Here is a 21,272-nt window from a genome sequence, read left to right as displayed (position 1 = left end):
GCACGAAGCCAGTCAGTCGAAGGGTCACACCCACAGCCGTCAGCCACAGCCCAGCACGATCAGGCTGCAGAAGCGATCCTCACAGTCAGTCGAGGCCGAGGTAGTGCTCGAGGCCGACCGTGACCCCGGGGTGGTCTGCCACGGCGCGCACCGCCGCCAGCACCCCAGGCATGAAGCTGCCCCGGTCGAACGAGTCGTGGCGCAGGGTCAGCATCTCGCCGGCGTTGCCGAGCAGGACCTCCTGGTGGGCGGTGAGCCCGCGCAGGCGCACCGAGTGGACGGGGATGCCGTCGACGCGGGCTCCCCGCGCCCCCTCCGGGTCGTGAGTGGTCGCATCGGGCACGGCGTCGCAGCCGGCGTTCGCGCGGGCCGCACCGATCATCGCGGCGGTCCGGGCCGCGGTGCCCGAGGGCGCGTCCACCTTGGCCGGGTGGTGCAGCTCGATCACCTCGACGGACTCGAAGAAGGGGGCGGCCTTGGCGGCGAACGACATCATCAGCAGCGCCCCGATGGCGAAGTTGGGTGCGATGAGCACCCCCACCCCGCCGCCGGACACGGCCGCCGGCGCGCCGGCCACCTGGCCGCGTAGCGTGTCGAGCCGGGCGTCGTCCCACCCGGTGGTGCCGACGACGACATGGATCCCACGCTCCACGCAGTGCGCCACGTTGCCGGGCGACGCGGCGGGGACGGTGAGCTCGACGGCGACGTCGGCGCCCCCGAGCTCTCCGAGGTCGTCACCGGAGCCGTAGGCGCCGACCAGGGACAGGCCGGGGGCCGCCTCGACCGCCCGCACCGCCTCGGACCCCATCCGGCCGCTCGCGCCGATCACGGCGACCTTCAGGCCGCCGGATGTCCCCTCCGTCGTCTCGCTCACCGGGCCAGCGTAACGAGCCCGCGACACGCCCTCGCGGCGCGTCCGGAGGGCATGCCTCGTCCGCCACAAAGCCCGTCGGCCCCGACTCCCCCGGCGCACACTGGACGTGACCGAGGAAGTGGTTGTCATGTTGGTCCGTGTGCCCTCCGTCCGTGTCGGGAGCCGGCTGCGCCGGCTGGCTCTTCTCCCGCTGGTGGCCCTCGGGCTGGCGCTCGGCCTGTGGTCGGCGCCGACGGCGCAGGCCGCGGTGATGTTCGGCAACGACATCTCCTGGCCGCAGTGCTCCACCTCCGTCGGTGGCTACGGCGAGCCGATGCCTCCCGACTCCACGCAGTTCATCGTCGTCGGCCTCACCAAGGGCCTGGCCTTCACCGAGAACCCGTGCCTGGCCAGCCAGGTGACCTGGGTCCGCGACCGCGCCAAGCCGGCCCAGGCGTACACGATGGCCACCTTCCCGACGGCGGCCCAGCAGACGGCATACGGCTCCAGCGGTCCGTGGCGCTCGACGACGCGCGCGGCGCGGCTCTCGAACGTCGGCTACGCCGAGGCCAGGTATGCCGTCGCGAGCCTCGCGAAGGTCGGCTGGCGTCCCCCGGTGGTGTGGGTCGACGTCGAGCCGCGGCCGGCGCAGCCGTGGCCGTCGAGCACCGCGGCGCAGCGGCTCGAGAACCGCTACGTCGTCGAGGGCCTGATGCGGGGACTGCGCGAGGCGGGGTACGCGTACGGCGTCTACTCGAACACCTCGGGCTGGCAGGCGATCACGGGGACCTGGTGGCTCCCGGGCGTCCCGGTGTGGGCGACGGCGGGCACGCTCGACTACCCGAACGAGGCGCTGGACCGGTGCACGCAGGCCAGCTTCTCGGGGGGCCGGGTCTACCTGTCGCAGTGGTGGGATGCCACGCGCGACTACGACCGCACCTGCGGCACCTACGCGTTCACGGCGCTGCCCATGCCGGTGGCGTCGCTGTCCAACAGCACCGCGGACTTCAACGGTGACTGGCGCAACGACGTCCTCGCCCGCTGGAGCAACGGAACGGTACGGCTCTACGCCGGCAACACCTCGGGCACCCTGTCCCCCGGTGTCGAGATCGCGCACAATTGGAACATCTACAACGCGATGGACACCGTCGGCGACGTCAGCGGTGACGGCGCGCAGGACGTCGTCGCCCGCGTCGCCTCCACCGGCGCCCTGGTGCTCTACAAGGGCAACGGCCGTGGCGGCTGGATCCTGCCGGGCACCACGATCAGCACCGGCTGGAACGCGTACAACGCGATCGTCGGCGTCGGTGACCTCAACGGCGACCAGCGCCCCGACATCGTCGTGCGGCGCACGAGCGACGGCAACCTCTACCTCTACCCCGGGACCGGCACGGGGTCCCTGAGCGCCCCCGTGCTCATCGGCCGCGGGTGGAACGTGATGAACGCCCTCGTCGGCGTCGGCGACTTCAACGGCGACGGCAGGGCCGACCTGCTGGCCCGGGAGCGCGCCACCGGCTACCTGTGGCTCTACCCCGGCAACGGCACCGGCGGGCTGCTGCCGCGGGTGCGCGTCGGAACCGGGTGGAACGGGATGACCGCCGTCGTCGGGGTCGGTGACCTCAACGGCGACCGCGTCGCCGACGTCGTCGCGCGCGACCGCTACGGACAGCTGTGGCTCTACCCGGGCAACGGCTCGGGTGGCATGACCTCACGCTCCTACCTCGGGAACGGGTGGAACATCGCGACGGTCATCATGTGAACGGACGAACGCGGGGCCGGCTGAAGTCGGCCACCTGCCTCGCGGCGTGGTCCCAGCCGCTGTCCAGATCCGCCCTGAATGATGTCCGGGTGCCCGAAGAGAACCCGACCGTCGGTCGCCGAGCCCTGATCGGCGGAGGCCTCGCCTCCGCCGTCGGGATCGGGATCGCAGCCTGCTCCACGAGCAGCCCCCAGCCGAACGGCTCCACCGGAGCCGGCGCCACCACCGGCGCCTCCACCGGGGGCGCCGCAACCTCCACGCCGGCTGCCACCGCGTCGCCGACGGGGACGTCTGCGACCGGCAGCCCTGATGCGGTGCCCGCGATCCTGCGCACCCCCGGGCCGGACGTGCGCCGCGGTCCGTCAGCGGTTCCCGCCGTCGCGCTCACCTTCCACGGCGCGGGCGACCCCGCCCTGACGCATCGCGCGCTGCAGGTCCTCGCCGACCACGGCGCACACGTGACGGTCTTCGCCGTCGGCACCTGGCTCTCCCAGCACCCGGAGCTCGGCCGCGCGCTCGTGGCCGCCGGTCACGACCTCGGCAACCACACCTGGTCGCACCAGACGATGCCTCGGCTCTCCGCCTCCGCGGCGCGGACCGAGGTCGAGAAGGGCGCCAAGGCGGTGGCTGCGATCGACGGTTCCTCCCCCTACCTGTTCCGCCCCTCGGGCACTCCGACATCCACGCCCACGATCCGGGCCGCTGCACGCGCCAGCGGCTACGCCCGGTGCATCTCCTACGACGTCGACCCCTCGGACTACCTCGACCCGGGAGCTGCCGCCGTGGCCTCGCGCACCCTCAGCGCCGTGCAGCCCGGCTCCATCGTCAGCCTGCACCTGGGCCACCCCGGCACCATCGACGCGCTCCCGACCATCCTGCGCGGTCTGGCGTCCCGGTCCCTGCAGGCGGTCCCGATGACTAAGTTGATGGCATGACCCGACTCAGACCCGCCCGCGCCCGCGCGCGCCTGGGCGGGGCCGCCGCGCTGGTGTCGGTCGCACTCTCGATGGTGGTCGCCGGGTGCACGAGCCCGCAGACCGGTGCCGACACCCAGACGTCGGTCAACCGCACCCCGGCCTCGACGGCCGGCCCCTCCTCGTCCGCGACGCCGACCACCAGGTCCACCACGGCCGTCGCCGACTCCCTCGCGCCCTACGCCCACACCGGTGCGGACCAGCTGACCGGCGCGGCCGTCCACGCCAAGCGCCTCGTCTACGTGCCCAACCAGGTGGCGGGCACCCTGCAGATCATCGATCCCGCCACGCACCGGATCATCAAGCGGGTCCGCGTGCCCAGCTCACCCGAGCACGTGGTCCCCAACTGGGACATGACCCGGCTGTGGGTCAACTCCGACAAGGGCGACGCCCTGACGCCGATCGACCCGGCCACCGGCGCCGTCGGCACGCCCGTCCACCTGCGTGACCCGTACAACCTCTACTTCACCCCCGACGGCAAGTACGCCCTCGTGATGGCAGAGCGGTTCCGCTCGATCGACGTCCGCGACGCGCACACCATGAAGCTCGTCCGGTCGCTGCACGTGCCGACGTGCGCCGGCGTCAACCACGGTGACTTCACCGCCGACCTCAAGACGTTCGTGGCCAGCTGCGAGTTCAGCGGTCGCCTGCTCGTCGTCGACTCCGACGCCACCCGGCTGGAGAAGGTCATCGACCTCAATTCGGTCAAGACCCCCGGCGCCACCCCGCCCGGCAGCGGCATGGGGGGTCCGAGAAGCGGACTGGTGATGGGCGCCAGCGCCATGCCGCAGGACGTGCGCCTGACCCCGGACGGCAAGTGGTTCATGGCCGCCGACATGCTGCGCAACGGGGTCTGGTTCATCGACGCCCGCACCTTCGAGATCGACCACTTCGTGCCGACCGCGATGGGCGCCCACGGGATCTACCCCTCGCGCGACGCGCGTCGGGTCTTCGTGTCCAACCGTGACGCCGGCTCGATCACCGTCTTCGACGCCGCGACGGACAAGCCGATGTCCACGTGGAAGCTGCCCGGGCACGCCACACCCGACATGGGTGGCGTGACCGCCGACGGCTCGCAGCTGTGGCTCTCGGGCCGCTACAGCTCGGAGGTCTACGTCATCGACACCACCGACGGACACCTCATCGACCGCATCCACACCGACGCCGGCCCGCACGGGCTGCTCGTGTGGCCGCAGCCGGGCCGCTTCTCCCTCGGTCACACCGGAAACATGAGGTGACGCCCGTGGCACCCGCACGTGTCGCCACGACACTGGTCGGTGCCGGCGGGTAGCGCTGTGAGCACCTTCATCCCGTCCGACCTGGTCACGGCGTGGACGTTCGACGTCGAGGGCATCGTGCTCTGCGTTCTCGCCGCCGTGCCGTACGTGCTCCTCGTGCGCCGGGCCGCCCGCGCCGGGCAGGGTCCCTCGAGCGGGCGCGTCCTGCTCTACGCGTTGCTGGGCGTCGGGACGCTCGCGTACGCCACATGTGGCGCGCCCGCTGTCTTCCGGGCCCAGGTCTTCTGGCTCGGGGCGATGCGGGTGGGCATCCTCGCGACGGTGACCCCGATCGGCCTCGCGCTCGGTGACCCCGTCGGGATGCTGCAACGGCTGCACCCGTCCGGTGACCACCTCCTGCTGCGGGTCGTGCGCGGACGCGTGGCCCGGGTGCTCACCTTCCCCGCCGTCAGCACGCTGCTGGCGACCGGCACGCTGCTCCTCGTCTTCGTGACGCCGCTCTTCGTCAGCTCGGTCACCTCCACGGGCGTGGGCATCGCCCTCGACCTCGTCCTGCTCGTCACCGGGCTCGTCTTCGTGGTGCCGTTGCTCGCCGAGGACCTGCTGCCCTCGTGGGCCACCGCCCCGGTGCGTGCGTTCCTGGCCTTCGCCGACGGCCTGCTCGACGCAGTCCCCGGGATCGTCGTCATGACCGCGCCGACGCTGCTGTCGCCGACCTACCCCGGCTTCTCCAGCGGCGTGAGCGGGCTCGACCCGCTCCTGGACCAGCGCATCGGCGGTGGCACCCTGCTCGCGGTGGCCGAGTCGGTCGGGCTGCCCGTCATCGCAGCGGTCTTCGTCGACTGGGTGCGCAGCGACGAGCGGGACGCCCGCGCCGCCGACCTCCTGGAGGACCAGGCCCTCGCGGCGGCCGCGCAGGCAGAGGCCCCGGAGCCGGCGGCTGCGCCCGATGCGCCTGCGGCTGCTCCCCCTCCTGCGACGCCGGCGGGCTCAGGACTCTGGTGGGAGCAGGATCCCCGCCTCGCCGGCCGGTTCGGCCGGCCCCCGGCCGGGAGCCGGCCGGTTCGGCCGGCCCCCGGCCGGGACCGAGGCCGGCGAACCCGACTGACACGTCCGACTGACACGTCCGACTGAGGCACCCACCCGACCGACGCACCCGCGCGAGTACGCGGAACGGCCCGCCACCCCGGAGGGTGACGGGCCGCTCGCGATCCGTTCGGACGTGGTGCCGTGTCGGCTCAGGCCTCGGCGGGAGCCTCGGCCGGCTCCTTGTCGCCGGCCTCGGAGCCCTGCTCGCCCTCGGGGAGGACCGCAGCGAGGCTGAGCTTGCCGCGCGGGTCGATCTCCTTGAGCTCGACCTGGACCTTCTGGCCGACCTTGACGACGTCGTCGACGCTGTCGATCCGCTTGCCGCCGACCAGCTTGCGCACCTCGGAGATGTGCAGCAGGCCGTCCTTGCCGGGCAGCAGCGAGACGAACGCACCGAAGGTCGTCGTCTTGACCACCGTGCCGAGGAAGCGCTCGCCGACCTCGGGCATCTGCGGGTTCGCGATGGCGTTGATCGCCGCGCGAGCCGCCTCGGCCGAGGGGCCGTCGACCGCACCGATGAACACGGTGCCGTCGTCCTCGATCGAGATGTCAGCGCCGGTGTCGTCCTGGATCTGGTTGATCATCTTGCCCTTCGGGCCGATGACCTCACCGATCTTGTCGACGGGGACCTTCACCGTGATGATGCGCGGGGCGTACGGGCTCATCTCGTCCGGCACGTCGATGGCCTCGGCCATGACGTCGAGGATGTGCAGACGAGCCTCACGGGCCTGGGTCAGCGCGCCGGCGAGGACCGACGCGGGGATGCCGTCGAGCTTCGTGTCGAGCTGGATGGCCGTGACGAACTCCTTGGTGCCGGCGACCTTGAAGTCCATGTCGCCGAACGCGTCCTCGGCACCGAGGATGTCGGTGAGGGCGGCGTACTGCGTCTCACCGTCGACGGTGTCGGACACCAGGCCCATCGCGATGCCGGCGACCGGGGCGCGCAGCGGCACACCGGCGTTGAGCAGCGACAGCGTGGAGGCACAGACCGAGCCCATGGACGTCGAGCCGTTGGAGCCGAGGGCCTCGGACACCTGGCGGATGGCGTACGGGAACTCCTCGCGCGTCGGCAGGACCGGCATGAGCGCACGCTCGGCCAGCGCGCCGTGACCGATCTCGCGGCGCTTCGGCGAACCGACGCGGCCGGTCTCACCGGTGCTGTAGGGCGGGAAGTTGTAGTTGTGCATGTAGCGCTTGCGCGTCACCGGCGAGAGGGTGTCGAGCTGCTGCTCCATCTTGAGCATGTTGAGCGTCGTGACACCCATGATCTGGGTCTCGCCGCGCTCGAAGATGGCCGAGCCGTGCACGCGCGGCAGGACCTCGACCTCGGCGCCGAGGGCGCGGATGTCGGCGAGGCCACGGCCGTCGATGCGGACCTTGTCGCGCAGGATGCGCTGGCGGATCAGCTTCTTCTGCACGGAGCGGAACGCGGCGGAGATCTCCTTGTCGCGACCGGCGAACTGCTCGGCGAGCTGGGCCTTGACGGCGGCCTTGATCTCGTCGAGGCGCTCCTCGCGCTCCTGCTTGCCCGCGATGGTCAGGGCAGCGGCGGTGTCGTCGGACACGGCGGCCTCGACGGCGGCATACACGTCGTCCTCGTAGTCGAGGAAGATCGGGAAGTCCTGGACCGGCTTGGCGGCCTCGGCAGCGAGCTGGGCCTGGGCCTCGCAGAGCTGCTTGATGAACTTCTTGGAGGCCTCGAGGCCCTCGGCCACGACCTCCTCGGTCGGCGCCTGCTTGCCCTCGTTCTTGACGAGGTCCCACGTCGACTCGGTGGACTCCGCCTCGACCATCATGATCGCGACGTCGTCACCGACCACGCGACCGGCGACGACCATGTCGAAGACCGAGCGCTCGATGTCGGAGAAGTTCGGGAAGGCGACCCACTGGCCGTCGATGAGCGAGACGCGCACGCCACCGATGGGGCCCGAGAAGGGCAGGCCGGAGATCTGCGTCGAGGCGCTGGCCGCGTTGATGGCGAGCACGTCGTACTGGTGGTCGGGGTTCAGCGAGAACACCGAGATGATGACCTGGACCTCGTTGCGCAGGCCCTTCTTGAAGGTCGGGCGCAGCGGGCGGTCGATGAGGCGGCAGGTGAGGATCGCCTCGGTGGACGGACGGCCCTCACGGCGGAAGAAGCTGCCGGGGATCTTGCCGATCGCGTACATCCGCTCCTCGACGTCGACCGTCAGGGGGAAGAAGTCGAACTGGTCCTTCGGCTGCTTGCCGGCGGACGTCGTCGACAGCAGCATCGTGTCGTCGTCGAGGTACGCGGTCACGGCGCCGCCGGCCTGCTTGGCCAGGCGCCCGGTCTCGAAGCGGACCGTGCGGGTGCCGAAGCTGCCGTTGTCGATGACGGCCTCGGCGAAGGTGATGTCTGGACCCTCCATGTGGGCCCTCGCTTTCTTTTTCTCATGTGCCCCGCACATCGTCGTTGTGTGCGTGGTTTCTTCTACTTCTTCGGGCCGGAGTGGCCCTGGTGCGGTTCCGACGGGGCGTCGGACCCCGCACCTACGACGAAAGGCGGTCTCCGCAGGACGCGGTGACCGCCTTTCGTCACGAGCTCATCGACGCAGGCCGAGTCGCTTGATCAGCGAACGGTAGCGCTCGATGTCGGTGGCCTCGAGGTAGCGCAGCATGCGCTTGCGGCGGCCGACCAGCAGGAGGAGACCACGACGGCTGTGGTGGTCGTGCTTGTGGGCCCGAGCGTGCTCGGTCAGGTCCTTGATGCGCTGGGTCAGCATCGCGATCTGGACCTCGGGAGAGCCGGTGTCGCCCTCGACCGTGGCGTACTCGGTCATGATCTGCTTCTTCACGTCAGCGTCCAAAGGCATGGATGACCGACTCCTTCTCGTTCTCGTTGCGCGGTGCTCCAGGGCTGGTCCACCTGGGCGCTATCGATCCGCGGCCGTTCGACGGCGTCTCCCAGCGTAACAGTGGGGGTCGGAGGGCCCTAATCGGCACGGTGTCCCGTGTGACCGTTTCGTGATCACTGCCTACGTTCGCGCCGGGATGGTTGCGGGTACGTAAGCCATCGCTCGGGTAACCCATTCGAAGGAGCTAAGCCCCACCATGATCGTTCTCGGCATCATCCTCCTCATCATTGGACTGCTGGTGAAGTCACTCAGCATCCTGGTGACGATCGGAGCAATCCTCCTGGTCATCGGCATCGTGCTCTTCGTGCTCGGCTCCACCGGCCGCGCCATCGGCGGTCGGAAGCACTGGTACTGACAGGCCCCGCCACCCAGCACCATCCAGACGCCCCCGCGGATCCCGCGGGGGCGTCTTGCCGTCCCCGCCCGCTCGGAACGTCCCCGAGGAGCACGTATGCCGCCCGCTCGAGGTGAGCGGACGGCATACGTCCTCGGGAGGGCGGGCCCGCGCCCGCGCGCTCAGAGGTTGATCATGTGCCCGGCGATGCCCTCGATGGCTTCCTTCATCGCCTCGCTCAGCGTCGGGTGGGCGAAGACGTTGCGGGCCACCTCGTCGGCGGTGAGGTCCCACTGCTGGGCCAGGGTCAGGGCGGGCAGCAGCTCGGTGACCTCGGGGCCGATCATGTGGGCGCCGAGCAGCTCGTTGTGCTCCGCGTCGGCGACGATCTTGACGAAGCCGACGCCCTCGGCCATGCCGCGCGCCTTGCCGTTGGCCGAGAAGGGGAAGCTGGCGGTCTTGACGTCATAGCCCTTCTCCTTGGCCTGGGCCTCGGTGTAGCCGAAGGAGGCGATCTGCGGCTGGCAGAAGGTCGCCCGCGGGATCATGTCGAAGTTGAGCTCCATCGTCTCGGCGTCGGCGATGGTCTCGGCGGCGACGACGCCCATGGCCTCGGCGGTGTGGGCGAGCATGAGCTTCGCGGTGACGTCGCCGATGGCGAAGACGTCGGGCACGCTCGTGCGGCCGCGCCCGTCGACCTTGATGGCACCGCGCTCGGTCATCTCGACACCGAGCGACTCGAGACCGTAGCCCTCGGTGCGCGGCGCGAAGCCGAAGGCCGCGAGGAACTTGTCGGCCTCGAGGACGGTCTCGTCTCCCCCGGCGGCCGGGGCCACGGTGACGCGCACGCCCGAGCCGGTGTCCTCGACGTTCTTGACGGCGGTCGAGAGCAGCACCTTGACGCCGAGCTTCTTGTACTGGCGCAGCAGCTCCTTGGACACGTCGGGGTCCTCGGTCGGCACCATGCGGTCGAGGAACTCGACGATGGTGACGTCGACGCCGAAGTTCTTCATGACGTAGGCGAACTCGACGCCGATGGCGCCCGAGCCGCCGATGATGATCGAGCCCGGCAGGTCGGCGTCGAGGATCTGCTCCTCGTAGGTCACGACGTTCTCGCTCACCTGCATGCCCGGCAGCATCCGGACCTGCGCGCCGGTGGCGATGATGAGGTTGTCGAAGCTGACCGAGCGCGACGAGCCGTCATTGAGGGCCACGTCCATCGAGGTGGCGGACGTCAGGGTGCCCCAGCCGTCGATCTCCTCGATCTTGTTCTTCTTCATCAGGTAGTGCACGCCCTTGGCGCTGGCGTCGGCCACCGAACGGCTGCGCGAGTGCGTCGGGCCGTAGGACATCGTCGCGTCGCCCTCGATGCCGAAGGTCTTCTTCTCGTGCGTGATGATGTGCGCGATCTCCGCGTTGCGCAGCAGCGCCTTGCTCGGGATGCAGCCGACGTTCAGGCACACCCCGCCCCAGTACTGCTTCTCCACCACGGCGACCTTCTTGCCGAGCTGCGACGCGCGGATCGCCGCGACGTAGCCACCGGGACCGGCACCGAGCACAACGAGATCGAAATCAGCCATGGGCGACAGCCTATCCGTGCGTGTACGGCCGTCCGCACGGCGGTCGACCGCAGGTCACGCCGGTCGGGCGCAGGTCACGATCTGAACCCCACTTCAGTTTCGGCTGTGTCGCTGTCCACATCGTCCGCCACCCCGGGAGTAAGTTTCCGCGACGCACGGCCGAACTTCTCCGGCCCGACCAACGGAGGTCACCAGCGTGAGTACCACTCCGCACCGCCACCAGGCGCCGCCGGCGAACAAGGGCCTGCTGGCCCTTGCCGCTGTGCTCCTCGCCATCCCGATCGTCGCCCTCATGCTCGTGGGCACCTACGCCAAGGACGGGCCCAGCATCGCGGGCTTCCCCTTCTTCATCTGGTACCAGTTCCTGTGGGTCGTCATCTGCTCGGTGCTGACCTACACGGCGTACCGCATCGTCCTCAAGGCCCGGCCGCACGTGCCGATGAACACCGAGGGTGACGAGTTCCTCGACGACGACCGCCGTGACCAGCGAGAGGACGGCCTCCGATGACCGCACTTGCCCCTGCCGCAACAGACGCGCACACCGGCGTCAACGGCGTCGCCCTCGCCGTCCTCATCTTCTTCTTCGTCGTCGTCGCGGGCGCCGGCTTCTGGGCCGCCCGCTGGCGGCGTCCGGCCAGCATGGAGAGCCTCGAGGAGTGGGGCCTCGGTGGCCGCTCCTTCGGCACGTGGATCACGTGGTTCCTGCTCGGCGGTGACCTCTACACGGCGTACACGTTCGTCGCGGTGCCCGCCGCGATGTTCTCGGCCGGGGCCGTCAGCGGCTTCTTCGCCGTGCCCTACACGATCGTCCTCTACCCCATCATCTTCGTCTTCATGTCGCGCATGTGGTCGGTCTCGCACCGACACGGCTACGTGACGCCCGCCGACTTCGTGCAGGGGCGGTCGGGCTCGCGCAGCCTCTCGCTGGCCGTGGCGATCACCGGCTTCATCGCCACGATGCCCTACATCGCGCTGCAGCTCGTCGGCATCCAGGCGGTCCTCGAGGTGGCTGGCGTCGGTGGCGGCGGCAACTGGCTGGCCAACGACCTGCCGCTCTTCATCGCCTTCCTCGTCCTCGCGCTCTACACCTATACCTCGGGCCTGCGCGCACCGGCGATCATCGCCTTCGTCAAGGACATCCTCATCTACATCGTCATCATCGTGGCGGTCATCTACCTGCCCTCGAAGGTCGGCGGTTGGGGCCACGTCTTCGACGCGGCGCAGGGCAAGATGGCCAAGCCGAACCCGGCGACCGGCAAGCCGACGGGCGTCTTCATCCCCGGGGCGAGCCAGTACTGGGCGTACGCGACGCTGGCCCTGGGCTCGGCCATGGCGCTGTTCATGTATCCCCACTCGATCACCGCGACGCTCTCGGCCAAGAACCGCACGACGATCCGCAAGAACGCCTCGATCCTGCCGGCATACTCCTTCCTCCTCGGCCTGCTGGCCCTGCTCGGCTGGGTGGCGATCGCCGCCGGCACCAAGCCGATCGGCCTCAACGGCAAGCCGAACCCGCAGCTCGTCGTGCCGCAGCTCTTCGAGGACTTCTTTCCCTCGTGGTTCGCGGGCGTCGCCTTCGCCGCGATCGCGATCGGCGCCCTCGTGCCGGCCGCGATCATGTCGATCGCCGCGGCCAACACGTTCACGCGCAACATCTACAAGGCGTGGATCAAGCCCGACGCGACCGTGCAGCAGGAGGCCAAGGTCAGCAAGCTCACCTCGCTGGTCGTCAAGGCGTTCGCGCTGATCTTCGTCCTCGCGCTCGACAAGCAGAACGCGATCAACTTCCAGCTCCTCGGTGGCATCTGGATCCTCCAGACGTTCCCGGCGGTGGTGTTCTACCTCTACACGCGCTGGTTCCACCGCCGAGCCCTGCTGATCGGCTGGGCCGTGGGCATGGTCTACGGCACGTGGACGGCCTACGGCGTGGCGAGCCCGCAGACGCCGCACTTCGGCGGCTCGATCGCCAACATGCCGGTCGTAGGGCAGCTCGGCTACATCGCCGTGACGGCGTTCGCCCTGAATGTCGTCGTGGCCGCGGTGCTGACGTTCGTCTTCCGCGCCGTCAAGGCCGACGAGGGTCGGGACGAGACCATCCCGGCCGACTACTTCGCCGACGCGGGTGACCCGCGCGTCGAGAAGCTGCCGGAGAGCCCGCACGAGTACACGCCGTCGGCGTAGCACTCCGAGCACGTATGCCGCAGGGCCGGGTCCGCACGGACCCGGCCCTGCGCTCGTCCCCGCCCACCCACACTCGAGAGCGCACTCAACAACACTCGAGAGCGCGCTTGACCACACTCGAGAGCGCGCTACAGCCCATGGGCCACATCGCTCATGCGACGCGTGAGACGGAACGCTCGCTCGACTGGGACGGAGCGCTCGCTCGAGTGGGACGGAACGCTCGCTCGACTGGGTCAGGGGCGGCGGTCGCGCTCGGGCGGGAGGGCGGCGATGGCGGCGTCGACGTCGAGGCCGGTGACCTGGAGCAGGTCGACCACGGTCGAGCGGATTTGGGCCAGCACCGTCTCGGTCGACAGGCTCGAGGTGCGCGGCACCTCCCCCGTCGCCGCCGCCACCTGCAGCAGCGCGGGCCGGCCCACCTCGGGCGAGGCGTTCTCCGACAGCGCCCGACCCATGACGTCGGCGGCGGCCGCGAGGTCCACGAGCAGCGACTCGTAGCCGGACGGCAGTGTCTCTCCCCTGCCCACCGCGATCGTGACCCGACGCACCAGCACGCGGGTGCTGCGCATCGCGCGGTCGAGCGGCTCGATGAGGTCGACCATCTTGCGGACGCCCGGGGCCTGGTGACGTTTGAAGGGCGAGGAGGTGAGTACCGAGAGCCCCTCGTCGGCTGCCGTGCGGAGCTCACGCAGCAGCGACTCGGTGCCGCGCGCCGATGCGAGGACCTCGGCGGCACCTTCGACGTCGCCCTCGCGGGCGCTGTCCGCCGCCCGGCGCAGCAGCTCGCCGATCTTGCGCACGACCTTCGCGGCCGCGACGCGAGGACGCCGAAGGGGGGCCTGCGGCACGACGCTGGCCGCCACGAGGGCGACGCCGCCGCCGACGAGCGCGTCGGTCCACCGACCGAGCGCCTGCCCGGGGCTGGCGACGAGCGCGACGATGACGGCGCTCTGCACCCCTGACTGCGTCACGATGACCGGGCTGCCGTCGAGCAGGGTCGAGAGCGCCATGGCGACGAGGATGACCGCGGTGATCTGCCACGGGCCGCTCCCGGCGTAGTGGACGAAGAGGTCGGCGGTGAACACCCCGACCGCGACGCCGAGGGCGACCTCGAACACCCGGCGCAGCCGCTGGCCGTAGGACATGCCGAGGCACACCACGGCCACCACGGGCGCGAAGAAGGCATTGCGGTGATGGAGGACGTCGGTCGCGAGCCACCAGGCCAGGCCCGCGGCCACGGCGGACTGGACGATGAGGAACCCACGCGAACGCAACCGGGCGAACCGCCCGCGGGCGCTGAGCCGGCTGCGGTCCCACGCCCGGTCGAGCGCCTCGATGACGCGTGCGTCACTGCGCAGGTAGTCGTCCACCCTCACGCCTCTCGGTCAGTGCCGCCCTGTCCCACGGACGCAGGGAGTCGGACGGCAGGTGGTGCGGGCTCACAGGCCCAGGGCAAGGATTGCATCGAAGATCTGCCGGACGGCGGGCGCGGCGACCTTCGAGCCCGAGCCGCCCTGCCCGACGACGACCACGACGGCATACTTCGGCTTCGTCGTGGGCCCGAAGCCGGCGAACCACGCGGTGGCCTGCTTGCCGAAGACCTCACCCGTGCCGGTCTTGCCCGCGACGGGGTAGCGGTCCTGCGGGAAGCCCTTGAACGCCGTGCCTGCGGAGCCGCCGGGTCGCGTGACGTCGGACAGCGCCGAGCGGACGTATGCGGCGACGTCGGGCCGCAGAGGCACCGTGCCCACCCGACGGGGCGGGATCGGCGTCGTGGCGCCCGACGCGCTGCGCAGGGCTGCGGCGACCTGCGGCTGCCACAGCGTTCCGCCGTTGGCGAGAGCGGCGTAGACGCCCGCCATCTGCAGGACCGTCACGGCCGTGTCGCCCTGCCCGATCGAGAAGTTCACGGCGTCGCCGGCGCGGTACTGGTAGCCGGCGGTGCAGTTCTCGACCGCGAGCTGCTTGAGGTAGTCGGCCCGCGCACGGTCGGTGCGCGCCACCTCCGGATAGCCGGTCTTCGCGCGCCGGCACGTCTCGTCGCGCGTCGCGAGCCAGTACTGCTCCTTCCAGGCCCGGTCGGCGACGCGACCGGGCGCCTCCCCCGGAAGGTCGACGCCCGTCCGGCGACCCAGGCCGAACGCCTTGGCCATCGACACGAACGGGTCCACGGCCGAGACGGGGGCGGCGAGGCCGCCCTGAGCGAGCCACGCGGCATACGCGAGCCGGTAGAAGACCGTGTCGCACGAGACGACGAGGGTGCGGTGCAGGTCGATGGGGCCGTAGCCGCGGGACTCGTAGTTGTTGAAGACGTGGCCGCCGATGGTCACGTTCGGCGAGCAGTCGTAGGTGCCGTGCAGGTCGGCACCGGCCTGCACGGCCGCCGGCACGGACACCACCTTGAAGGTCGAGGCGGGCGGGAAGGTCTCGGCGGTCAGCCGCGAGCGCAGCGGCGTGCCCCGCCGGTCGTCGGTGAGCCGGGCGAGGTCCGCGCTGCTGATGCCGCCGGCGAAGAGGGACGGGTCGTAGGTGGGGTAGCTGGCCGCTGCCACGACGGCGCCGTTCGTCACGTCGACGACGACAGCAGCACCGGTGTCGGCGGGCAGCTTCTGCCCCCGCGCCGAGGCCACCGCCCTGGCGAGCGCCGCCTCCGTGCGGGCCTGCAGCCGGGCATCCAAGTGGGTCACGACGTCACGACCGGGCACAGCCGGGGTGGCACCCACCGTGCGGGTGACGATGCCGCGGGGGTCGACGGCGACCACCGTGGAGCCGTTGGTGCCGCGCAGGACGTCGTCGTACTGCTGCTCGAGCCCGGCACGACCGACGACGTCCTCGGCGTCGATCCTGCCTTTCGCCGCCTTCACCTGGTCGGCGGACGGTGGGCCGACCCAACCGAGCAGGTGCGGCGCCAGCGCACCCGCGGGCTGCGGGTAGTCCCGGACCGGCTCGGTCGTGACGCCGACCCCGGGGAACTTCTCGGGCTGCTCGAGCAGGGTGAGCGCGCGCCGCGCGTCGACGCCGCTCGCCAGCGGGACCGGCACGTAGGGCGAGCCGTTGAAGCAGGCGGGCGGGGGCGGGGCGCCGGCTGTGCCGCACAGCATCGTCTTGCCCCACAGGCGCTCGAAGGGCAGGCCCAGCGCGGCAGCGACGCGGGTGACGAGGTCGCGACCGCCGTCCTTCGCGTCGACGAGCACCGAGCGCTGCACGGTCACGACGGTCTGGAAGCTGTTGGCGACGAGCGGCTGACCGGTGCGGTCGAGGATGCGGCCGCGGAGGGCCTGCTCGGTGACGGTGCGGGTGTTGAGGGTCGTGGCGGCGCGAGCCAGCTCGGGACCCTGCACGAGCTGCAGCTGCCCGAGGCGACCGACGAGCAGCCCGAAGAGGGTGACGAGCAGGACGAGCACCACCCCGGTGACGCCGGCGGCGGGCCGGCCCACCCGGCGGCGGCGCTGCACACGGACTCGCCTCATCCGAGCCTCCGGCGCACGAGGGCCCGGTCGAGGGCGATCAGGGCGGGCAGGAGCAGCAGTCCGGCGAGCATCGTCGCCGCCAGCCGTCGCAGGTCGGCGAGGAGCTCGACGTCGCCGTCGGCGAGCACCGCGGCGGCCAGGTCCCCGGCGAGCACGACGGCGGCTGCGACGAGCAGGGCGCCCAGCGGCCGAAGGAGTGATCGCGAGGACGGGCTGCGCAGCGACCCGGCGGCCAGCCCTGCCGCCATGAGCACCAGCGCGGTCAGCCCGAGCGGGCGGCCACCGGGCGGCACGAGCTCGACCACCCAGCCGGCGAGCAGCCCGACGAGCGCCCCGTGCACCGGCCCGCGCAGCACCGCCGTGGCGACGACCCCTACGAGCACGAGGTCGGGCACCGCTGCAGCGGGCACCCCGAGCCGCGGCAGCACCGTGGCCACGAGCAGCGCCGCGACGAGGACGTATGCCGTCCGCAGCACTCCCAGCAGCGTCGGCCTCATCGCGTGGCTCCCGTCGTCGGAGCCGCGGGTCGCGGTGTCGTGCGCGACGAGGGCAGCACCACGGCCACGACGTCGATCGCGTCGGGGTCGACGGCCGGGCGCACGGTGGCCGTGCGGGAGCCCTGCCCCCGGTCCGGGTCGACGTCGGTCACGGTGCCCACCACGATCCCGGCGGCATACGGCTTCTCGTCGACGCTGCCGAGGGTGCGCACGAGGTCGCCGACGACGGGTGCCGCGGGCTGGACCAGCGACAGCCGCAGCGTGCCCCGCGGTCTCGGCTGCGCATCGCCGGCCGCGGGCGCCGAGACGGTGCCGAGCGTGCCGGCCGGCCCGACGCGTACGCCGACGACCGAGCCCGCGCTGCCGAGCACCTGAACGTCGCTGGTCCACGGCGTCACCTCGACCACCCGTCCCACCAGCCCCTCCGCGGCCACCACGGTGGAGTCGGCTCGCACCCCGTCACGGGTGCCCACGTCGAGGGTCACGCTGCGACCACCACCCAGCGGGCTCACCCTCGTGGCGACGACCCGCGCCGCCACGACGGTGCGCCCGGACGTCGACGAGGACGAGAGGAGACGGTCGAGCCGGCCCAGCTCGTCCAGGCGGTGCTGCTGGTCGGCGACGAGGGCCGCCAGCCGGGCGTTCTCCTCCGCCGCCTCGGCCAGGTCGGCGTGCGGCGCGCCGGATAGCACCCGCTGCACCGGCCCGAGCACGACGCCGCCCGCACGGCGCACGGCGTCGGCGCCCCGCCAGCCGGCCAGGTCGGCGACGAGCAGCACGAGGGTCAGCGCGGCGAGGACGACGAGGAGACGGCGGCGGGTGAGCGACGGCATACGGCTAGAGGCGGTGGTCCCCGACGAGGAGGCGCTCGAGTCCGGCGAAGTCGTCGACGCACCGGCCGGCGCCGCGGGCGACGGCGCGCAGCGGGTCGTCGGCGACGCGGACCGGCACGCCGAGCTCGTGGCGCATCCGCTCGTCGAGGCCGCGCAGCAGCGCTCCCCCGCCGGTGAGGGTGATCCCGCGGTCGAGGACGTCGCCGGACAGCTCGGGCGGGCAGACGTCGAGGGTGGCGCGGACGAGCTCGATGATCTGCAGCACCGGGCCCTCGATGGCGCGGCGCACCTCGGCAGAGCCCACCTGCACGGTCTTCGGCAGGCCGGTCACGAGGTCGCGGCCGCGCAGCCGGGTGGTCAGCTCCTCCCGAAGCGGGAAGACCGAGCCGACAGCGACCTTGAGCTCCTCGGCGCTGCGCTCGCCGAGCAGGAGGGAGTACTCGCTCTTGACGTGGCTGACCAGCGCCTCGTCGATCTCGTCGCCGGCGATGCGCAGGGAGCTGGACGTGACGATGCCGCCGAGGCTGATGACCGCGACGTCGGTGCTGCCCGCACCGATGTCGACGACCATGCTGGCGGCCGTCTCGTGGACGGGCAGGCCGGCGCCGATCGCGGCCGCCATCGGCTCCTCGACCATGTAGACCCTTCGCGCGCCGCACCGCGTGGCGGCGTCCTCGAGGGCGCGGCGCTCGACTCCCGTCACCTTGCTCGGGATGCACAGCACCATGCGCGGGCGCACGAGCCGAGAGCTGCGCACCCTGTCGACGAACCAGCGCAGCATCAGCTCGGTCTCGTCGGCGTCCGACACGACGCCGTCGCGCAGGGGCCGCACGGCGCGGATGGTGCCGGGGGCGCGCCCGAGCATCTCCTTGGCGCGAGAGCCGGCGGCCACGAGCCGACCGGAGCCGACGTCGACGGCGACGACCGAGGGCTCCTCGAGCACGACGCCCTGCCCGCGCACGTGCACCAGGGTGTTGGCCGTGCCGAGGTCGATCCCCAGGTCACGCCCGAGGGGGCGCAGCCTGGGTCGCGGGGTCATGCCGAGATCATGCCCCGATCAGGCCGCCAGATCGGGGAACCAGATGCCGATCTCGCGTGTGGCGGACTCGTGCGAGTCGGACCCGTGGACGATGTTCTGCTGGACCTTGGTGCCCCAGTCGCGCCCGAGGTCGCCGCGGATGGTGCCGGGCGCGGCCTCGGTCGGGTTGGTGGCGCCCGCGAGGCTGCGGAAGCCCTTGACGCAGTCCTGGCCCTCGATGACGACGGCGGCGACGGGACCGGAGCTCATGAACTCGACGAGCGGCTCGTAGAACGGCTTGCCCTCGTGCTCGGCGTAGTGGGCGGCGAGCTGCTCGCGCGTGGGCGTGAGGATCGACAGCGCCACGAGGCGGTAGCCCTTGGCCTCGATGCGGCGCAGGACCTCTCCGGTGAGGCTGCGGGCGAAACCGTCGGGCTTGACGAGGACGAGGGAGCGTTCGGTGGTCACGCGCTCACCCTATCGGCCGGTCACTCCTGCCCGGCGGCGGCTTCGCGCCGGGCCATCTCGGCATCGATCGGGCCGCCCTTGACGAGACAGGTGACCCAGAGGGCGAGGAAGAAGAGGCCGACGACGAACATCATCGGCACGACGAGGCCGCTCAGCAACGTGAGGGCCTGCACGACCCAGCCGAGCGTGACGCCCCACGGCCGGCGCATGAGCCCCGCCGCCACGATGCACAGCGCGCCGAGCCCGAGGCCGACCCAGAGGTAGGCGGTGCTGGTGGCAGTGCCCTGGTTGGTGGCCGCGAGGGCGCGGGCGACGAGGGCACCGAGCAGGATGCAGATGGACTGGCCGCCGAGGACGGTCGCCAGCATGCGGAAGGTGAACTTGCCGGTGCGGCCGTAGAAGACGATGGATCGCATGTGATGGTCTGCCTCAGTAGTCCTGTGCGGTGTCCCAGGTGCGGATGATGGCCTGCGCCTCGGACGCGCTCGCCCCGGTCGCCTCGGCGTAGAGGCTCATCGCGTCGGCCCTGCGCCCGGCCAGGACGAGCTCGCTGATGCGGGCCCGTGCCTCGTTGGTCAGCCGTCCCTCGGTGAAGGACGCCGCGGCGTCGCGCACCCCGGGCCCGTGTCCCGGGACGAACCAGCCGTCCACGGCTCTCTTGGCGTCCGTCAGCGGGGCCCCGGTCGCCTCGCGGTAGATCTTGATGGCGTTGACCTTGTGCCCGGCGCTGATCTCGCGGCTGACCTTCGCTCGCACCGCCTCGGTGAGCCCGGTGAGCTCGCGGTCCGGGTCCTGGCGCCCCATGAGGCGTCCCCACATCACGTAGGCCACGGCCAGGACGACCAGGATGAGCACGAGCTTCGCCAAGGGGGGCATGGTGCCAGCCTACGGGCGCCGGCCGTGGCCCCAGAACCGCACCGTGGGCTCCCTCGCGACCACGCCAGGCGTGCGCGCTCACCGCGTTCGTGCGGGCTCAGCGCAGGAGTGCGCGTTCGAACGCGCACTTGTGTGGCACGGGTGAACTCCCCGGGCCGAAGGGTACGTATGCCGCGCCGCCGGGTGAACGATGTGACCGGCGTTCGCTGGTCGCTCCACCCCCATCCGACCACCACCGTGCCGCGCCGGCGCGCGCGGCGCACTCCCAGGAGGAACCGTGCTTCTCGGCCTGCAGCTCATGCCCACCCACGCCGGCGAGCACGGCAACGAGGCCGACACGGCCCTTGCCCTCGTCCGGGCCTGCGACGAGGCCGGGCTCGACTCCGTGTGGGTCGCCGACCACTTCATGTTCGTCGACGAGGAGCACCCCGAGCGGGAGGTGCCGATCCTGGAGTCGTTCGTCACGCTCGGGGCGATGGCAGCCGTGACCGAGCGCATCCGCATCGGCCAGCTCGTCGTCGGTGCTCCCTACCGCAACCCCGCCCTGCTCGCCAAGGCGTGCACCACGCTCGACGTCCTCAGCCACGGCCGCAGCATCATCGGGCTCGGCGCCGCGTGGCACGAGCCGGAGTTCGTCGCCTACGGGTGGCCCTTCCCACCGCTGCGCGAGCGCTTCCAGATGCTGGAGGAGGCCGTGCAGGTCGTCGACCGGATGCTGACCCAGCGACCGGCGAGCTTCTCGGGCAAGCACTTCACGATCGCCGACGCCTACAACGACCCCCGTCCTGTTCAGCAGCCGCGGCCTCCGATCCTCATCGGTGGCAGCGGCGAGAAGGTGACGTTGCGGCTGGTCGCCGCCTACGCCGACATGTGCAACGTCGCCGGCGACCCCGCCGAGGTGCAGCGGCTCTTCGGGGTCCTCGCCGCCCACTGCGAGGCCGTCGGCCGGCCGGTCGACCAGATCACGCGCTGCAACCACGTCTCGATCCTCATCGCCGCGGACGAGGAGGAGCTGGCGGCCAGGCAGGAGGCGCACCCGGACTTCGCCGGCATCGCCGGGACGCCCGAGACCGTCGCCGAGCGCCTGCGCGAGTACGCCGCGGTGGGCTCGGAGTACGTGACCTTCACACTCGCGGACCCGCAGGACGTCGAGGCGATCCGGCTCATCGGCAAGGTCGTGCCGGAGGTCGCCGACCTCTGAGCGTGCGGCCGGTCCGGCGCGGACG

At 71.5% G+C, this 21,272-nt stretch carries 20 protein-coding genes; 8 read left to right on the top strand and 12 right to left on the bottom strand.

Features of this window, described 5'->3' with window-relative positions; genetic code table 11:
- Positions 1–85 precede the first annotated feature (85 nt).
- On the bottom strand, positions 86–874 hold the full coding sequence (gene dapB / locus AB0316_RS12500) for a 4-hydroxy-tetrahydrodipicolinate reductase (protein WP_366273335.1): 789 nt from the start codon (positions 872–874) through the stop codon (positions 86–88).
- A gap of 139 nt (positions 875–1,013) precedes the next feature.
- Between dapB and AB0316_RS12495 the strand changes: the two genes are divergently transcribed.
- The 4 genes from AB0316_RS12495 (at position 1,014) to AB0316_RS12480 (ending at position 5,958) form a co-directional block, all read left to right on the top strand.
- Positions 1,014–2,612 carry an FG-GAP-like repeat-containing protein gene (locus AB0316_RS12495; protein WP_366273334.1) on the top strand — a complete coding sequence of 533 codons (1,599 nt, stop codon included), beginning with the start codon at positions 1,014–1,016 and terminating at the stop codon, positions 2,610–2,612.
- 89 nt (positions 2,613–2,701) lie between these two features.
- Positions 2,702–3,547 carry a polysaccharide deacetylase family protein gene (locus AB0316_RS12490; RefSeq protein ID WP_366273333.1) on the top strand — a complete coding sequence of 282 codons (846 nt, stop codon included), beginning with the start codon at positions 2,702–2,704 and terminating at the stop codon, positions 3,545–3,547.
- Positions 3,544–4,824, top strand: coding sequence for a hypothetical protein (locus AB0316_RS12485; RefSeq protein WP_366273332.1), 1,281 nt, complete (start codon positions 3,544–3,546; stop codon positions 4,822–4,824). The genes AB0316_RS12490 and AB0316_RS12485 overlap by 4 nt, the downstream gene beginning before the upstream one ends.
- Before the next feature lie 57 nt (positions 4,825–4,881).
- On the top strand, positions 4,882–5,958 hold the full coding sequence (locus AB0316_RS12480; RefSeq protein WP_366273331.1) for a cytochrome c oxidase assembly protein: 1,077 nt from the start codon (positions 4,882–4,884) through the stop codon (positions 5,956–5,958).
- A 104-nt stretch (positions 5,959–6,062) separates the two neighbouring features.
- Here the strand turns inward: AB0316_RS12480 and AB0316_RS12475 are convergent, their stop codons facing one another.
- Positions 6,063–8,303: a polyribonucleotide nucleotidyltransferase gene (locus tag AB0316_RS12475; RefSeq protein WP_366273330.1), complete on the bottom strand. Its 2,241-nt coding sequence runs from the start codon at positions 8,301–8,303 to the stop codon at positions 6,063–6,065.
- Positions 8,304–8,477: 174 nt separating this feature from the next.
- Entirely contained in the window at positions 8,478–8,747 is a 270-nt protein-coding gene (rpsO, locus tag AB0316_RS12470; RefSeq protein ID WP_020142650.1) for a 30S ribosomal protein S15, read from the bottom strand.
- A 238-nt stretch (positions 8,748–8,985) separates the two neighbouring features.
- On the opposite strand from rpsO, the gene AB0316_RS12465 reads away from it, so the two are divergent.
- On the top strand, positions 8,986–9,144 hold the full coding sequence (locus AB0316_RS12465) for a DUF6131 family protein (protein ID WP_366273329.1): 159 nt from the start codon (positions 8,986–8,988) through the stop codon (positions 9,142–9,144).
- A gap of 161 nt (positions 9,145–9,305) precedes the next feature.
- Here AB0316_RS12465 and lpdA read toward each other — a convergent pair whose 3' ends face one another.
- Positions 9,306–10,703 carry a dihydrolipoyl dehydrogenase gene (gene lpdA, locus AB0316_RS12460; protein ID WP_366273328.1) on the bottom strand — a complete coding sequence of 466 codons (1,398 nt, stop codon included), beginning with the start codon at positions 10,701–10,703 and terminating at the stop codon, positions 9,306–9,308.
- A gap of 196 nt (positions 10,704–10,899) precedes the next feature.
- Between lpdA and AB0316_RS12455 the strand changes: the two genes are divergently transcribed.
- Complete coding sequence (locus AB0316_RS12455) at positions 10,900–11,211, top strand: DUF3311 domain-containing protein (protein WP_366273327.1); 312 nt, start codon at positions 10,900–10,902, stop codon at positions 11,209–11,211.
- The gene (mctP, locus tag AB0316_RS12450) at positions 11,208–12,884 is read left to right on the top strand and encodes a monocarboxylate uptake permease MctP (RefSeq protein ID WP_366273326.1); all 1,677 of its coding nucleotides are present in this window, start codon (positions 11,208–11,210) and stop codon (positions 12,882–12,884) included. The genes AB0316_RS12455 and mctP overlap by 4 nt, the downstream gene beginning before the upstream one ends.
- Before the next feature lie 233 nt (positions 12,885–13,117).
- Here the strand turns inward: mctP and AB0316_RS12445 are convergent, their stop codons facing one another.
- From AB0316_RS12445 to AB0316_RS12410, 8 genes are all read right to left on the bottom strand, one after another.
- Positions 13,118–14,254 (bottom strand): FUSC family protein, encoded by a 1,137-nt coding sequence (locus AB0316_RS12445; protein ID WP_366273325.1) that lies wholly within the window; start codon positions 14,252–14,254, stop codon positions 13,118–13,120.
- Between the two features lie 69 nt (positions 14,255–14,323).
- The gene (mrdA, locus tag AB0316_RS12440; RefSeq protein WP_366273324.1) at positions 14,324–16,354 is read right to left on the bottom strand and encodes a penicillin-binding protein 2; all 2,031 of its coding nucleotides are present in this window, start codon (positions 16,352–16,354) and stop codon (positions 14,324–14,326) included.
- Positions 16,351–16,851, bottom strand: a complete 501-nt coding sequence (locus AB0316_RS12435) for a rod shape-determining protein MreD (protein WP_366273323.1) — start codon at positions 16,849–16,851, stop codon at positions 16,351–16,353. The genes mrdA and AB0316_RS12435 overlap by 4 nt, the downstream gene beginning before the upstream one ends.
- A complete protein-coding gene (gene mreC, locus AB0316_RS12430; RefSeq protein WP_366273322.1) occupies positions 16,848–17,684 on the bottom strand; it encodes a rod shape-determining protein MreC in 837 nt (278 codons plus the stop codon). Before mreC ends, AB0316_RS12435 begins: the two co-directional genes overlap by 4 nt.
- A gap of 4 nt (positions 17,685–17,688) precedes the next feature.
- Positions 17,689–18,723, bottom strand: a complete 1,035-nt coding sequence (locus AB0316_RS12425) for a rod shape-determining protein (protein WP_366273321.1) — start codon at positions 18,721–18,723, stop codon at positions 17,689–17,691.
- A gap of 18 nt (positions 18,724–18,741) precedes the next feature.
- Positions 18,742–19,170, bottom strand: coding sequence for a nucleoside-diphosphate kinase (gene ndk / locus AB0316_RS12420; protein WP_366273320.1), 429 nt, complete (start codon positions 19,168–19,170; stop codon positions 18,742–18,744).
- A 20-nt stretch (positions 19,171–19,190) separates the two neighbouring features.
- Positions 19,191–19,586, bottom strand: coding sequence for a DUF4233 domain-containing protein (locus AB0316_RS12415; RefSeq protein WP_366273319.1), 396 nt, complete (start codon positions 19,584–19,586; stop codon positions 19,191–19,193).
- A gap of 13 nt (positions 19,587–19,599) precedes the next feature.
- A complete protein-coding gene (locus tag AB0316_RS12410; RefSeq protein WP_366273318.1) occupies positions 19,600–20,046 on the bottom strand; it encodes a hypothetical protein in 447 nt (148 codons plus the stop codon).
- Between the two features lie 277 nt (positions 20,047–20,323).
- On the opposite strand from AB0316_RS12410, the gene AB0316_RS12405 reads away from it, so the two are divergent.
- Positions 20,324–21,247: a TIGR03560 family F420-dependent LLM class oxidoreductase gene (locus AB0316_RS12405; protein ID WP_366273317.1), complete on the top strand. Its 924-nt coding sequence runs from the start codon at positions 20,324–20,326 to the stop codon at positions 21,245–21,247.
- Positions 21,248–21,272 lie beyond the last annotated feature (25 nt).

Source organism: Terrabacter sp. NPDC080008 (assembly GCF_040702505.1).
Taxonomy (GTDB): domain Bacteria; phylum Actinomycetota; class Actinomycetes; order Actinomycetales; family Dermatophilaceae; genus Terrabacter.
The sequence above is the reverse complement of the archived record's forward strand: the minus strand, read 5'-3'. Positions and strand labels throughout refer to the sequence as shown.

Coding starts and splice junctions, on each gene's coding strand:
- AB0316_RS12485 (WP_366273332.1), top strand. CDS start 3,544: ATGACCCGACTCAGACCCGCCCGCGCCCGCGCGCGCCTGGGCGGGGCC.
- AB0316_RS12475 (WP_366273330.1), bottom strand. CDS start 8,303: ATGGAGGGTCCAGACATCACCTTCGCCGAGGCCGTCATCGACAACGGC.
- rpsO (WP_020142650.1), bottom strand. CDS start 8,747: ATGCCTTTGGACGCTGACGTGAAGAAGCAGATCATGACCGAGTACGCC.
- AB0316_RS12465 (WP_366273329.1), top strand. CDS start 8,986: ATGATCGTTCTCGGCATCATCCTCCTCATCATTGGACTGCTGGTGAAG.
- lpdA (WP_366273328.1), bottom strand. CDS start 10,703: ATGGCTGATTTCGATCTCGTTGTGCTCGGTGCCGGTCCCGGTGGCTAC.
- mctP (WP_366273326.1), top strand. CDS start 11,208: ATGACCGCACTTGCCCCTGCCGCAACAGACGCGCACACCGGCGTCAAC.
- mrdA (WP_366273324.1), bottom strand. CDS start 16,354: ATGAGGCGAGTCCGTGTGCAGCGCCGCCGCCGGGTGGGCCGGCCCGCC.
- AB0316_RS12435 (WP_366273323.1), bottom strand. CDS start 16,851: ATGAGGCCGACGCTGCTGGGAGTGCTGCGGACGGCATACGTCCTCGTC.
- mreC (WP_366273322.1), bottom strand. CDS start 17,684: ATGCCGTCGCTCACCCGCCGCCGTCTCCTCGTCGTCCTCGCCGCGCTG.
- AB0316_RS12425 (WP_366273321.1), bottom strand. CDS start 18,723: ATGACCCCGCGACCCAGGCTGCGCCCCCTCGGGCGTGACCTGGGGATC.
- AB0316_RS12415 (WP_366273319.1), bottom strand. CDS start 19,586: ATGCGATCCATCGTCTTCTACGGCCGCACCGGCAAGTTCACCTTCCGC.
- AB0316_RS12410 (WP_366273318.1), bottom strand. CDS start 20,046: ATGCCCCCCTTGGCGAAGCTCGTGCTCATCCTGGTCGTCCTGGCCGTG.